Origin of the sequence: Streptomyces sp. NPDC005492 (assembly GCF_040605995.1) — a bacterium.
Lineage (GTDB): Bacteria > Actinomycetota > Actinomycetes > Streptomycetales > Streptomycetaceae > Streptomyces.
The window spans coordinates 32,390-44,769 of record NZ_JBEXDX010000062.1; the positions used below are offsets into that span (position 1 = coordinate 32,390).

Annotated in this window: 15 protein-coding genes and 1 pseudogene; 4 read left to right on the forward strand and 12 right to left on the reverse strand. The window is 70.6% G+C overall.

The annotated features are described in order from the left end of the window. Positions 1-6: 6 nt before the first annotated feature. Positions 7-972: an SGNH/GDSL hydrolase family protein gene (locus tag ABZT04_RS41990; protein ID WP_356064838.1), complete on the forward strand. Its 966-nt coding sequence runs from the start codon at positions 7-9 to the stop codon at positions 970-972. Positions 973-1,129: 157 nt separating this feature from the next. Then, complete coding sequence (locus ABZT04_RS41995; protein WP_356064840.1) at positions 1,130-2,803, forward strand: carboxylesterase family protein; 1,674 nt, start codon at positions 1,130-1,132, stop codon at positions 2,801-2,803. A gap of 31 nt (positions 2,804-2,834) precedes the next feature. Here ABZT04_RS41995 and ABZT04_RS42000 read toward each other — a convergent pair whose 3' ends face one another. The 6 genes from ABZT04_RS42000 to ABZT04_RS42025 all read right to left on the reverse strand — a co-directional run bounded on the left by ABZT04_RS42000 (position 2,835) and on the right by ABZT04_RS42025 (position 6,182). After that, entirely contained in the window at positions 2,835-3,383 is a 549-nt protein-coding gene (locus tag ABZT04_RS42000) for an NADPH-dependent FMN reductase (protein ID WP_356064842.1), read from the reverse strand. Between the two features lie 19 nt (positions 3,384-3,402). Beyond that, positions 3,403-4,095, reverse strand: coding sequence for a maleylpyruvate isomerase family mycothiol-dependent enzyme (locus tag ABZT04_RS42005; RefSeq protein WP_356064845.1), 693 nt, complete (start codon positions 4,093-4,095; stop codon positions 3,403-3,405). A gap of 55 nt (positions 4,096-4,150) precedes the next feature. Beyond that, a complete protein-coding gene (locus ABZT04_RS42010; RefSeq protein ID WP_356064847.1) occupies positions 4,151-4,600 on the reverse strand; it encodes an NUDIX domain-containing protein in 450 nt (149 codons plus the stop codon). A gap of 96 nt (positions 4,601-4,696) precedes the next feature. After that, on the reverse strand, positions 4,697-5,119 hold the full coding sequence (locus tag ABZT04_RS42015) for an arsenate reductase ArsC (RefSeq protein WP_356064849.1): 423 nt from the start codon (positions 5,117-5,119) through the stop codon (positions 4,697-4,699). Beyond that, on the reverse strand, positions 5,116-5,883 hold the full coding sequence (locus tag ABZT04_RS42020) for an MIP/aquaporin family protein (protein WP_356064851.1): 768 nt from the start codon (positions 5,881-5,883) through the stop codon (positions 5,116-5,118). Before ABZT04_RS42020 ends, ABZT04_RS42015 begins: the two co-directional genes overlap by 4 nt. Further along, a complete protein-coding gene (locus ABZT04_RS42025; protein ID WP_356064853.1) occupies positions 5,880-6,182 on the reverse strand; it encodes a metalloregulator ArsR/SmtB family transcription factor in 303 nt (100 codons plus the stop codon). The genes ABZT04_RS42020 and ABZT04_RS42025 overlap by 4 nt, the downstream gene beginning before the upstream one ends. A gap of 89 nt (positions 6,183-6,271) precedes the next feature. On the opposite strand from ABZT04_RS42025, the gene arsM reads away from it, so the two are divergent. Further along, positions 6,272-7,033: an arsenite methyltransferase gene (arsM, locus tag ABZT04_RS42030; RefSeq protein ID WP_356064855.1), complete on the forward strand. Its 762-nt coding sequence runs from the start codon at positions 6,272-6,274 to the stop codon at positions 7,031-7,033. 4 nt (positions 7,034-7,037) lie between these two features. Here the strand turns inward: arsM and ABZT04_RS42035 are convergent, their stop codons facing one another. From ABZT04_RS42035 to ABZT04_RS42055, 5 genes are all read right to left on the reverse strand, one after another. After that, positions 7,038-7,814 carry a class II glutamine amidotransferase gene (locus ABZT04_RS42035; RefSeq protein WP_356064858.1) on the reverse strand — a complete coding sequence of 259 codons (777 nt, stop codon included), beginning with the start codon at positions 7,812-7,814 and terminating at the stop codon, positions 7,038-7,040. Between the two features lie 21 nt (positions 7,815-7,835). After that, positions 7,836-8,642 carry an amino acid ABC transporter permease gene (locus tag ABZT04_RS42040; RefSeq protein ID WP_356064860.1) on the reverse strand — a complete coding sequence of 269 codons (807 nt, stop codon included), beginning with the start codon at positions 8,640-8,642 and terminating at the stop codon, positions 7,836-7,838. Beyond that, positions 8,639-9,286, reverse strand: a complete 648-nt coding sequence (locus ABZT04_RS42045; protein ID WP_356064863.1) for an amino acid ABC transporter permease — start codon at positions 9,284-9,286, stop codon at positions 8,639-8,641. Before ABZT04_RS42045 ends, ABZT04_RS42040 begins: the two co-directional genes overlap by 4 nt. Before the next feature lie 8 nt (positions 9,287-9,294). Next, positions 9,295-10,239 (reverse strand): glutamate ABC transporter substrate-binding protein, encoded by a 945-nt coding sequence (locus tag ABZT04_RS42050; protein ID WP_356064866.1) that lies wholly within the window; start codon positions 10,237-10,239, stop codon positions 9,295-9,297. Positions 10,240-10,320: 81 nt separating this feature from the next. Next, positions 10,321-11,067: an amino acid ABC transporter ATP-binding protein gene (locus ABZT04_RS42055; RefSeq protein ID WP_356064869.1), complete on the reverse strand. Its 747-nt coding sequence runs from the start codon at positions 11,065-11,067 to the stop codon at positions 10,321-10,323. Between the two features lie 82 nt (positions 11,068-11,149). On the opposite strand from ABZT04_RS42055, the gene ABZT04_RS42060 reads away from it, so the two are divergent. Beyond that, positions 11,150-12,100 carry a LysR family transcriptional regulator gene (locus ABZT04_RS42060; RefSeq protein WP_356064872.1) on the forward strand — a complete coding sequence of 317 codons (951 nt, stop codon included), beginning with the start codon at positions 11,150-11,152 and terminating at the stop codon, positions 12,098-12,100. A 97-nt stretch (positions 12,101-12,197) separates the two neighbouring features. Here the strand turns inward: ABZT04_RS42060 and ABZT04_RS42065 are convergent. Next, a pseudogene (locus ABZT04_RS42065) lies at positions 12,198-12,380 on the reverse strand (MerR family transcriptional regulator); the annotation flags it as partial.

Here is a 12,380-nt window from a genome sequence, read left to right on the forward strand (position 1 = left end):
CAATTGATGAAGACCTCGACACAGGTCGCAGTGGCCGGGCTCCTCGCCTGCGGCACGCTGCTCACCGTCGTGCTGGTCACCCGCGACGACGGCGACAGCGACCACACCGGTGTCGCCTACTCGGCCCCGTCGAAGGGCCCGTACGTGGCCCTCGGCGACTCCTACACCGCCGGACCCGGAATCACCGACCCCACCGGAACCCCCAAGGGCTGCGACCGCTCCGCCGGCAACTACCCGTCTCTCGTGGCGGCCGAACTCGGCCTGAAGGGAGCCAAGTTCCGCGACATGAGCTGCAGCGGGGCTACCACCGCCGACCTCACCGGGTCACAGGACACGGAGAACGGCACCAACCCACCCCAGCTCAGGGCGCTTTCGTCCGACACCCGACTGGTCACCATCGGCATCGGCGGCAACGACATCGGCTTCAGCGCGATGATCAAACGCTGCGTCGCGATGGGCGCGCTGTACCAACTCACCGGCAGCGGGAAGTACTTCACCGAGAAGGCGCCCTGCGAACGCCACTACGTCAACGACGGCTCCGACGCCTCCGATGCCTCCGACGCCGTGCGCAAGAAGATCGCCACGGCGGGCGAGCGCCTCACCCGCGTCCTGACCGAGGTCAGGCGCCGCGCCCCCGAGGCCCGGGTCTACGTCGTCTCCTACCCGGCGATCCTGCCCTCCGACAGCGCCGGCTGCGGCCGGGAGATGTCCCTCGCACCGGGCGACGTGACCTTCCTGCGCACCAAGGAGCAGCAGCTCAACTCGATGCTGCGGCAACGGGCTTCGGAGGCGGGCGCGGGCTACGTCGACACGTACACCCCGTCCGCCGACCACACCGCCTGCTCGGCGAAGAGCACCCGCTGGATCGAGCCGCTCGCACCGGAGAACCCGGCGGCCCCGGTGCATCCGAACGCGCGCGGGGAGCGGGGCATGGCGGGCGCGGTCCTGCGCACGATCAAGTCATCGCTGTAGGGCCCACGTTCACGACCCGAGGTGTCAACCCGCTGTACCGCAACCTAAGTTGCACCTGGGAGCACTGTGAGTCACGGCAACGCCCTAGGCCGTCACCGCGGACCCGGCACAGCATGGGCGACTGACATGACTCGTCCCCAAGCGACCGGGAGACCCAGTGGACCCAAGAGACTTCGACCGCCGCGGCTTCCTCGGCCGTACGGCAGGTGTCGCGGCCGGCGCGACCCTGCTGGGCACCCTGCCCTCCACCCCGGCATCGGCCACCCCGCACACCGACCCGAGCCACCCGATCAGAACCCAGTCCGGCCTGGTGACGGGCGTCCCCGCCGCCCTGCCCGGAGTCACCGTCTACAAGGGCCTCCCCTACGCCGCCTCGACGGCCGGCGAGAACCGTTGGCGCGCCCCGCAGCCACCCCCCTCCTGGCAGGGCGTCCGCAAGGCCGACACCTGGGGCGCGGCCTGCCCCCAGCCGGTCACGGGCATCGCCGCCGACAAGGTCCCCCCGCTGAGCGAGGACTGCCTCAACCTCAACATCTGGACGGGCGCGGCGAGTTCAGCCAATGGGCACGACCTCCGCCCGGTCTTCGTCTGGATCTACGGCGGCCGCAACAGCGCCATGTGGGCCTCGCAGCCGGTGTACGACGGGGCGAACCTGGCGGCCAAGGGCGCGGTCGTGGTGACGTACAACCACCGTGTGGGCGCCTTCGGCAACCTCGCGCATCCGGAGTTGAGTTCGGAGGGCGGGCACGGGGGTTCAGGGAACTGGGGTGTGCAGGACACGGTCGCGGCGCTGAAGTGGATCCGGCGCAACATCGCCGCGTTCGGGGGCGATCCGGAGCGGGTGACGCTGGCGGGCTGGTCGCACGGCTCGTCGTTCGTGAACATCCTGATGATCTCGAAGCTGGCCCGTGGCCTGTTCCACCGAGGGCTTCTCTCGGCGGGCGTGCAGTACACCAAGGACCCGGCGCTGGGCCATGTGGCGGGCGGATACTCGCGGTTGGCGGCGGCGGAGGCCAACGGCACGGCGTTCGCGAGCTACATGGGCGCGACCTCGCTGTCGGACCTGCGCGCCCTGTCGGCCGACGAGATCGTGACCAAGGTGTACGCGCCGGGCGCCCCGGCGGCGGGCACGAGCTTCGGCAACGTACTCGACGGCTATGTCCTGCCGAAGTCGTACACGGCCGCGATGAAGTCCCGTACCGAGTACGACATCCCGGTGCTCACCGGCAACAACAAGGACGAGAACGGCGCTTCGCCGACGCTGACGATGACGGTCGCGGCGTACGAGACGTACGCGACGACGACGTTCGGCGACAGGGCAGCCGACTTCCTTTCCCTCTACCCCGCTACGACCGACGCGGAGGCGGCGGCGCAGTACAACGCCTACGCCCGCGACGAGGAGCGGGTCTCCACCTTCCTCTGGGGCACGCAGTTCAGGTCGACGGCCGGCAACCGCAGCCCGGTGTACGCCTACTGGTGGACCCACGTCCCCCCGGGCCACGACACCACCAACCCGATCGAGCCGGCGGACGGCGCGGGCGCCTATCACGGCGCCGAGAAGTACTACTTCTTCGGCAACCTGTACGGCACGGACCGCCCCTGGACGGCCGCGGACCACGCGATAGCCGACACCACGTCCTCCTACGTCGCGAACTTCGTGGCGACGGGCAACCCGAACGGCCACGGCCTGCCACCCTGGCCGGCCCTCCGCACCTCGCAGCCGAGGTCGATGGAACTGGGCGACCATTTCGCCCCGCTCCCGGCGGCGGACAGTGATGCCAAGTACGCCTTTTTGAAGGGGTACTTGGAGTCGCAGGTGACCGAGTACTGAGAGTGGGCGGCGAGTTGTTGGCGCCCGGAGTTCAGCAGGTGCTGCCGCCGTGCGCCAACAACCGCAGCACCTCGCCGAGTTGACGACGTACACCCGCGTCCGCGATGAGGCCGTCCGCGTCGAGCATCCCCCGGTCCACCGGGATCCGTACGCAGGCCGGTTCGACGACGGCGGCGCCGGTGTAGCCGAGAACCGTCCGCAGTGTGGCCTCGGCGCCTCCGCCGCGTCCCGGGGCGGCCGCGTTGACCCAGGCCACCGGCTTGTCGCCGATCTCGGTGCCGCCGACCGTCCAGTCCAGCAGGTTCTTGAACGAGCCCGGCAGGGTGCCCGCGTACTCCGGGGTGCAGATCAGGATCCCGGCCGCCCGGTCGATCGCCGCCCGCAACTCCGCCACCGGCGGCGGCAACGGGTCCTGGTCGTCATCGGGGTTGAAGTGCGGAAGCTCCGCGAGGCCGTCGTACCGTACGGCCTCCACCAGCGCCTCGGGCGCCACGGCGTGCGCGGTGCGCAGGACGGCCTCGTTGGAGGAGCCGGCCCGCAGGCTCCCCGACAGCAGCAGGATCACGGGTGGCGTGGACACCGGCTCAACCTACCGTCGATCATGCCGTCAACGGCCCTGCCAGGACCCGCAGTCCGGCCCGCCGGTCGCCGTCCCAGACAAAGGCTCCGCCGTCCACCGGCCTACGGCCCCACAGCCCGAGCAGCAGATCCTCCGCCGAGCCCGCGAGCCTGGCCACGGGCTCGCCGGGGCCGAACGTCCACGAGGCACCGGTGTCGGTCGCTTCCAGCCGTAACGCCCGCTCGGGTGGCCGGGCCCGCCCCGCGACGATCTGCCGGGGCGCCATCGTGTCGAAGACCTCGGCGACGCCGTCGCCCGCGAGTTCGGGGTCGATCGGTCTCGGCACGCCTAGCGCGTGCTCCGCGTCCCACCGGTGGATCAGCGTCTCCTGACACCGGCGTCGCTGCCAGAAGCCGACGGTGTGCGGCGGGTGGAACGTCCAGGCGGGGGTGGCGGGTTCGCGGTCCAGCGTCTTGAGCAGAGTCGCTCCGGTCTCCTCGAACCACCGCACCAGCCCGTCCCGGTCCAGGGGCACCGTCGGTTCCCGGTAGTCCCCGTGCCCCTCGGTCACGGCGGCGGCGGCCCAGAGGTTCCCGCCGCCCAGGTGCACGGCCAGTTCACGCAGGGTCCAGTCGCCGCAGTGTTCGACGGGGGCGGACAGATCACCGAGCAGACAGTCGCGGAAAGCGTCCAACTCACGGCGAAGGTGCAGGAGATGAGCGGCTGAGTCCATGTCCCGAATCTAGTGGGCCCCACTGACAGTGCGCAGGGCCACGGGCGTGCGCCGCCTATTCCCATCCGTAGGGGGTCACTTGAGGTTCGACGCCGCCCAGGTACTGCCGTAGGGCCTGCCGGTTTCCTCGTACGAACTCCTCCGGTACGGAGTCGACCTGGACCCACCGCACCTGCGCGTGCTTGAGGGGCTCGCGGTTCTCGGGGTCGCCGGACCACTTGTCGGCGACGAAGACGACGGTGAGGTAGCCGATCGGGGCCCCGACCCCGGAGGCGGCATGGACGAGGTGCACGACCTTCAGGGAGTCCGCCGCCACGACGATCCCGGTCTCCTCGTACAGCTCGCGTGCGGCGGTCTCGGTGATGGGCTCGCCGGGTTCGTGCTTGCCTCCGGGGAGGTCCCACATGCCGGGGCAGAACTTGGCGTGCTCGCCGCGCTGGAGGACAAGAACGCGCCCGGCATCCCTGTCGTGGACGATGACGGCGGCGACCAGCGGGGTGGTCATGAAGTTCCGGGCGGGACGGTGCCGTAGGTCCGGCCGCTCCACACCCCGGCCGCGTATCGGTCGTAGCCCATGCTCACCTCGGGAATGTAGGAGGCCTCACCCCCTGACGGCAACTCCGAGCTCGGCCAGCAGCCCCCGCACCCGCCCCTCGATCTCCTCCCGGATCGGCCGTACGGCGTCCACCCCCTGACCGGCGGGATCGTCGAGCCGCCAGTCCAGGTACCGCTTGCCGGGAAAGACGGGGCACGCGTCCCCGCAGCCCATCGTGATCACGACGTCCGAGGACCTTACGGCCTCGACGGTGAGCACCTTCGGCGTCTCGGCGGAGACATCGATCCCCACCTCCGCCATCGCCTCGACCACCGCCGGGTTGACCGCGTCGGCGGGGGCCGAGCCCGCCGACCGGACCTCGACCCGGTCACCGGCGAGGTGGGTGAGGAAGGCGGCGCCCATCTGGGAGCGGCCGGCGTTGTGGACGCAGACGAACAACACGGACGGGCGCGGGGAGTTGGCACTCATGGGAGCTGTCCTTGCGGGCGAAGGGCCGGTAGGGAGGGGTCGAGTTCGGGTTGTTCGCCGTGCGGAGCTACGACGTCCGCGGGACGGGCGACGCGTCCGTACACCACCGCCACGGCCGCCAACCCGGCTACGGCGCCCAGCAGTTGCGCACCGATGAACGGGACGACGGAGCCGGGGGCGATCCCGGCGAAGGTGTCGGTGAAAGCGCGGCCGATGGTGACGGCGGGGTTCGCGAAGGAGGTCGAGGAGGTGAACCAGTAGGCGGCCCCGATGTAGGAGGCCACGGCGGCCGGGGCCAGTGAGGCGCGGCCGACGCGCTCCAGACCGAGGACGAGCAGGATCAGCCCGGCCGTGGCGACGACCTCCCCCAGCCACAGATGCCCGACGGACCGCTCGTGGCGGGAGAACCGCACCAGGGGCTCGGCGAACATGGCGTCGGCGAGCACCGCGCCGCAGATCGCCCCCGCGACCTGCGCCGGCACATACGCGGCGACTTCCCGCAGCCCCGGCCCGCCACCCGTACGGCGGCCGGCGACCCAGGCGGCCAGGGTGACGGCGGGGTTGAAGTGCGCGCCGGAGACCGGCCCGAGCAGGGCGATCAGCACACCCAGACCGAAAACGGTGGCCAGCGAGTTGGCCAGCAACTGCACGCCGACGTCGTGCGACAGTTCGCTCGCCTGGATACCGGAGCCCACGACCACCGCCACCAGCAGTCCCGTTCCGAGCGCCTCGGCGGCGGCACGGCGACCGAGGGAAGCGGTCACGCCGTCGCCCCGGCGGTCCGGGGCGTCGTAAGAAACGCGGCGAGTTGCTCCAGGGCGTCGGGCAGCGCCCAGTAGTACACCCAGGTCCCACGGCGTTCGCAGTCGATCAGGCCGGCCTGCCGCAGCAGCTTGAGGTGGTGGGAGATCGTCGGCTGGGACAGGTCGAAGGCGGGCGTCATCTCGCACACACAGACCTCGCCGCCCTCCCGCGAGGCGATCATCGACAGCAGGCGCAGGCGCACGGGATCGCCCAGCGCCTTGAAGGCCTTGGCCAGTTCCTCAGGCTCATGTTTCGACACCTATCTATATTGACGCCTCTCGATACAAGGCGCAAGCTTGCATCGGCAGACATCAATACAACCAGGCAGGAAGCCCTAGGAGTGACGCAATGAGCGAACAGTCCACCGACCTGCGCGAAACCGTCCGTCGGCGGTACGCGGCCGCAGCCCTTCAGGTCACCGGGGGCGGGTCCGGCTGCTGCGGGCCGCAGCCGGTCGAGACAGACGACAACTTCGGCTCCACCCTCTACGCCACCGACGAACGCGACGCCGTACCCACCGAAGCGCTCGCCACCTCCCTCGGCTGCGGCAACCCCACCGCCGTCGCCGAACTCCGCGAGGGCGAACGCGTCCTGGACCTCGGCTCCGGCGGCGGCATCGACGTCCTGCTGTCCGCCCGCCGCGTGGGCCCGACCGGCAAGGCGTACGGGCTGGACATGACCGAGGAGATGCTCGCCCTCGCGCTGGCCAACGCCGAGAGGGCGGGCGCGACGAACGTCGAGTTCCTCAAGGGCACCATCGAGGCGATCCCGCTGCCGGCCAACACCGTCGACGTGGTCATCTCGAACTGCGTGATCAACCTGTCCGTCGACAAGCCCGCCGTCTTCACCGAGACCTTCCGCGTCCTCAGGCCCGGCGGCCGTATCGGCGTCTCGGACGTCGTCGCCGAGGACACGCTCACCCCCGGACAGCGCGGCGAGCGCGGTGACTACGTCGGCTGTATCGCCGGCGCGCTCTCCTTCGCCGAGTACCGGTCCGGCCTCGAAGCCGCCGGCTTCACCGACATCACCATCACCCCGACGCACTCCGTCGCGGACGGCATGCACTCGGCCGTCGTCCGCGCGACCAAGCCCGTCCGTCCACTCGGCTGAGCCCTCACGCTTCCGCGACCTCCGAGTCGTACGCGACCCGGTGGACCGAGACCCGCAGGCTGGAGCGGCGGATCTCCAGGATCTGCCGGTACGGCAGCACACTCCACTCCCCTTCAGGCTGCGGGAGGCCACTGGAGGCGACCACGACCCGGTCGCCGTCGATCCGGTACCGCAGCCGGAAGAAGTCGGGCCCGCGGCGGCGGCTGGGCTCGGAGGCCGGGTCCTCGTCGGCGTATGCGTACAGCGCCTGCTCCGTCAGCAGCAGGCAGTTGAGGCTGGCGTAGGAGGCGCGGGCCCGGACGTCAGCCGCGGTGCGGGCGAGGGCGTCGACCGGGTCCGTGTCCCGCAGCAGGGTCAGGACGCGCAGGAAGTACCGCTCGGAGTCGGTGTCGCCCGCCGCCCCGGCCAGCAGATCCGCGTCGATGAGGTCGTCGAGGGCGTCGTACGGCGCGAAGAACCCGTTGTGCGCGAAGGCGAAGGTGCCCGCGGTGAAGGGGTGGGTGTTGCCGGGGACGACGGGCAGCCCGGGGCTGGCCAGGCGCAGGTGCAGCAGCGCGGCGTCGGCGGGCGGGCCGGTGAGGGTCTCGTCCCAGAGACCGCTGCCGGCCGCCGGGGCGGTGTCCTTGACGATCCGGGGGCCCGCGGCCTGTCCGGTCCAGGCGGCGATGCCCCAGCCGTCGTGGTGTTCGTGGCTCAACTCGGTGAAGGGGACGGCGAGTTCGTCCAGGGCGGTGGCGAGGGGCACGGGAACGCGGGTGACCACGCCCAGCAGGCGGCACATGCTTGATCTTCCTTACGGGTTTCAGGGGCGGCGGGCTTCGAGCCAGGCCGCCGTCCTGGACAGGGCCGCGTTGACGGCGATGAAGCAGGCCGCCGCGACCAGATACGTGGACAGCACCGCGTGGTAGTACTCGCCCAACACCTTTGCCTGGTGCAGGAGTTCGAGATAACTGACGACGTACCCGAGCGTCGAGTCCTTAAGCAGCCGGACCAACTGGCTGACCAGGGCCGGGACCAGCGCCCGTAGCGCCTGCGGGGCGACCACGTGCCACATTGTCTGACGGTGCGTCATGCCGAGGCTGTACGCGGCCTCCGTCTGCCCGCGCGGCAGGTTCAGCACCCCGGCCCGGACGATCTCGGCGACGACGGCGGCGTTGCCCAGCACGATGGGGATCACCAACTGCCAGAACACCGGGAAGGTCAGGCCGATGCCGGGCAGCGCGAACAGGAAGACGTAGAGGAGCAGCAACAGCGGTACGGAACGGAAGAGTTCGACGTACGTCCGTGCCACCGCGCGCGTCCACCGGTGCCGGGACAGCCGGCCCAGCGCGAGCAGGCCGCCCAGCGGGAAGGCGAGCGCGGCGGCGACCGCCGTGGCGAGCAGGGTCTCGCCGAGTCCGTCGAGGAGGAAGCGGAGGACCGGCCACTGCCCGAACATCCACCACTGACCGCGATCGAGCTGACCGTGCGCGGCGAACTGCCGTACAGCGAGGGCGAGTAGCGCGGCGAGGGCGACGAGGGAGACGGCCGTGGCGATGCGGATACGGCGGCGGGCGCGGGGGCCCGGCGGGTCGAAGAGCAGGTGGATCTCGCCACCGGGCTTCGTCATCGGGCCACCGCCAGTCGCCGTTCGATCCGCCCGGTGAACAGGCCGGAGGTGAGGGTGATCGCGACGTACACGACCGTGGTGAGGGCGAAGCTGGTCAGCGGCTGGTCGTACTGGAGGGTGAGGAACTGGGCCTGGCCGGTGAGTTCGGCGACGCCGACCGCCGCCGCCAGCGACGTACTGAGGGCGCAGCCGATGAAGATGCTGCCGAGCGGTTGCACCATGGGCCGGATCGCCTGCGGCAGGATCACGTACCGCAGGCAGGCCCCGAAGCCGAGGCCCAGCGCGCGTGCCGCCTCCACCTGCCCCGGCGGCACGGCCCGGACCCCGGAGCGGACGACCTCGCACACGAACGCCGCCCAGTACAGGGCCATCGCCGTGGCCGCGGTGGCGAACAGCGGGTACAGCAGGCCGAGATCGGGCAGCCCGAACACGAACAGTACGAGCAGCACGAGGAGGGGGACGTTGCGGAACACGGCGACGTACGCGGCGCCGACTGCCCGAAGCGGTTTTATTGGGCAGATCCGCAGCACGGCCACTACGACGCCGCCCACGACCGCGCCCGCGAAGACGAGCGCGGTCATGGCGAGCGTGAGCAGCAAACCGTGCCCCAACTGCCGTGCTATGTCCGGGAGATGGTCGGTCATGGCGGGGATCAGCTGCCCTCGGCCGAGCCGATCACCGGCGGCTTCGGGGCGTCACCGGTCACGGCGGTGCCCAGCGTCGCCTTCCACAGCTTCGCCCACAACCCGGACGCCTCGATCTTCTCCAGCCAGGCGTCGACGAACTTCTTCATCTCCGGGGACTGCTTCGGTACGCCGATGCCGTACGGGTCGGTGGTGAAGGGCTTGCCGACCACCTGCACGGACGAGTCGCGGTACTGGACGCCGACGAGCAGCGCCTGGTCGTTGACGTAGGCGTCCGCGCGCCCCTGCTTGACGGCCTCGACGCACTGGCTGTTGCCCTCGAACTGCAGGACGGTCGCCTTCGGGGCGAACTCCTTGAGTTTGCTGACAGCCGTGGAACCGCTCTGCGCGCAGACGTGTCTGCCGTTCAGGTCCTTGACGGACGTGATGGCGGTGTCGCCCTTCTTGACGAGGATCGCGTTGCCGGAGGAGTAGTACGGCCCCGCGAAGTCCACCTTCTTCGCCCGCTCGGGCGTGATGGAGTACGTCGCGAAGACGGTGTCCACGGCGCCGTTCCGCAGCAGTTGCTCACGGGTGGAGACGTCGACCTGCACGAGCTTGGTCTTGCTCGCGCTGCCGGTGATGTACTTCGCGAGCATCGCCGCGAGCCCGGCGTCGAAGCCGGTGAGCTTGCCGGTGATCGGGTCCTTGAGCGAGAACAGCGCCGCGGTGTCGGTGCCGCCGACGACGAGCGTGCCGCGCTTCTTGATGGCGGCCATGAGGCTGCCGGCCGGTATCTGGGCGGCGGAGGCGACGGGGGCGGCGTCGAGGACCTGTTGGTAGGAGTCGACGGAGGCCGCCGCGGATCCCGACGCGGCGGCCGGCAGGGCCGCGGAACCGCCCCCGCACGCGGTCAGGGTGAGGGCGAGCGCGGCGGGGGCGCAGGCGGCGGTGAGAATACGGCGCGTTCTCATAGGGGATGGCCTTTCGGGAAGCTCTTTCAGTCTTGCGGGAAGCTCTTTGCGAGAAGCTTTTTCGGGAATCGTTGTGCTGATTCAGTGAGCGAGAACCTTCGACAGGAATTCACGCGCCCTCGGGGAACGCGGGCCGTCGAAGAATTCGTCGGGCGCCGCGGTCTCCTCGACCCTCCCGTTGTCGAGGAAGACGACGCGGTCTGCCGCCCGACGGGCGAAGCCCATCTCGTGCGTGACGACGAGCATGGTCATCCCGTCGGCCGCGAGCGAGGTCATGACGTCCAGCACCTCGCCGACCATCTCGGGGTCCAGCGCCGACGTGGGCTCGTCGAACAACAGCACCTCGGGATCCATGGCCAACGCCCGTGCGATAGCGACGCGTTGCTGCTGGCCGCCGGACAACTGCCCCGGGTACGCGTCCGCCTTGTCGGCGAGCCCGACCCTGGCCAGCAGTTCGCGGGCCCGCTCGGCGGCGTCGTAGCGCGACTGTCCGCGCACCTTCACCGGAGCGAGGGCGATGTTCTCGACCACGCTGAGATGCGAGAACAGATTGAACGACTGGAAGACCATGCCGACCCGCGCCCGCAGCCGGGCCAACTCCCGCCCCTCCTCGGGCAGCGGCTCTCCTGCCAGCGTGATCCGCCCGGAGTCGACCGCCTCCAGCCGGTTCACACAACGGCACAGCGTGGACTTCCCCGACCCCGACGCCCCGATCAGGACGACGGTCTCACCGCTCCGTACATCGAGATCGACATCACGTAGAACATGGTGGTCCCCGAAGTACTTGTTAACTTTTTCGAGACGTACGAGAACGCTGTCCGTAGGCACGCGACAAGCATCGTCGGCGTCGCTCCCGGCGGTCCAATTCGAATGTCACCGGGAATTAATAAAGGGTCTTTATGCTTGCCGGATGTACGACCCCCGACAGTTGCAGGTCCTCGCCGAGGTCGCCCGCACCGGCACCTACACGGCCGCCGCCGAGTCCCTCGGATACACCCAGCCCGCGATCAGCTACCAGATGCGCATGCTGGAACGCACCGTCGGCGCCCCGCTGGTCACCCGCCGCGGCCGCGGCGTCCGCCTCACCCCGGCAGGTCACGCCCTGGCCCGGCACGCGGCCACCGTCCTGGACGCGCTGCGCACGGCGGAGGCCGAACTGTCCGTCCTGACCTCCCCGGCGGGCGGCCGCATCCGCCTCGCGGCGATGCAGAGCAGTTGCGTCACCCTGGTCCCCCGCGCCCTCGGCGCCCTCCGCCGCACCCACCCGGAACTGGAGGTCACGGTCACCCAGTCCGAGTGCCACGTCTCGCACAGCCTGCTGCTGGAGGGGGAGGTGGAACTGGCGGTGATGTGCGAGGTGGCGGGGACGGAGCCGACGGAGACACCACGGGCACCGGCGGCCGAAGAAGGCTCCCTCGTCCTGGACCCCCGCCTGCGCCGCATCCCCCTTCTCACCGACCGGCGCTGCGTACTGCTTCCCGCCGACCATCCGGCCGCGGCCCGGGCCGGCGTCCGCCTCGCCGACCTGGCGGACGAGCGCTGGGTACTGGAGTCGGGCCGTACCCGCTTCCTCGCCGCCTGCCGCGACGCCGGTTTCACCCCCCGCGTCGCCGCCACCGCCGACGACCAACTCACCCTGCACCACCTGGTGGCCCACCGCATCGGCCTCACAGTCCTGAACGAACTGGCCGTCACCGCCCACACCGACCCCCGCGTGGTGGCCCGCCCCCTCACCGACTGGCCCACCCGCGACGTCTTCGCCCTGCTGTGGCCGGACACGCTGGGCATCACCGCGGCGGCGGCACTTCTGCGGGCTCTGCGCGAGACGGCCGGGCCGACGACCGAGCTACGGGTCGGCTGAGGATCACGAAGGTGGGTCAACGGCACCGGGACTGGGACTGGGTTGTCCGGCGATGCCCGCCAATGGCGATGCCCGCCAATATCGACAGGCCCCCGTCTCAGGCCGTGTTCGTCGGCTTCGCCGATTCCGCGGTGCGGTGGTGTTCGGCGTTGATGCGCTGGGCTTCTTCGAGCTGGTCCTCGAGAACGATGATGCGGCAGGCGGCCTCGATGGGGGTCCCGTGGTCGACGAGTTCCCGGGCGCGGGCGGCGATGCGCAACTGGTAGCGGGAGTAGCGGCG

What these genes read in the sequence shown, in the direction of transcription:
- ABZT04_RS42045 (WP_356064863.1), bottom strand. Translation starts at nt 9,286, where the DNA reads ATGACCGACCATCTCCCGGACATAGCACGGCAGTTGGGGCACGGTTTG.
- ABZT04_RS42060 (WP_356064872.1), top strand. Translation starts at nt 11,150, where the DNA reads ATGTACGACCCCCGACAGTTGCAGGTCCTCGCCGAGGTCGCCCGCACC.
- ABZT04_RS41990 (WP_356064838.1), top strand. Translation starts at nt 7, where the DNA reads ATGAAGACCTCGACACAGGTCGCAGTGGCCGGGCTCCTCGCCTGCGGC.
- ABZT04_RS42010 (WP_356064847.1), bottom strand. Translation starts at nt 4,600, where the DNA reads ATGACCACCCCGCTGGTCGCCGCCGTCATCGTCCACGACAGGGATGCC.
- ABZT04_RS42040 (WP_356064860.1), bottom strand. Translation starts at nt 8,642, where the DNA reads ATGACGAAGCCCGGTGGCGAGATCCACCTGCTCTTCGACCCGCCGGGC.
- arsM (WP_356064855.1), top strand. Translation starts at nt 6,272, where the DNA reads ATGAGCGAACAGTCCACCGACCTGCGCGAAACCGTCCGTCGGCGGTAC.
- ABZT04_RS42035 (WP_356064858.1), bottom strand. Translation starts at nt 7,814, where the DNA reads ATGTGCCGCCTGCTGGGCGTGGTCACCCGCGTTCCCGTGCCCCTCGCC.
- ABZT04_RS42015 (WP_356064849.1), bottom strand. Translation starts at nt 5,119, where the DNA reads ATGAGTGCCAACTCCCCGCGCCCGTCCGTGTTGTTCGTCTGCGTCCAC.
- ABZT04_RS42005 (WP_356064845.1), bottom strand. Translation starts at nt 4,095, where the DNA reads ATGGACTCAGCCGCTCATCTCCTGCACCTTCGCCGTGAGTTGGACGCT.
- ABZT04_RS42050 (WP_356064866.1), bottom strand. Translation starts at nt 10,239, where the DNA reads ATGAGAACGCGCCGTATTCTCACCGCCGCCTGCGCCCCCGCCGCGCTC.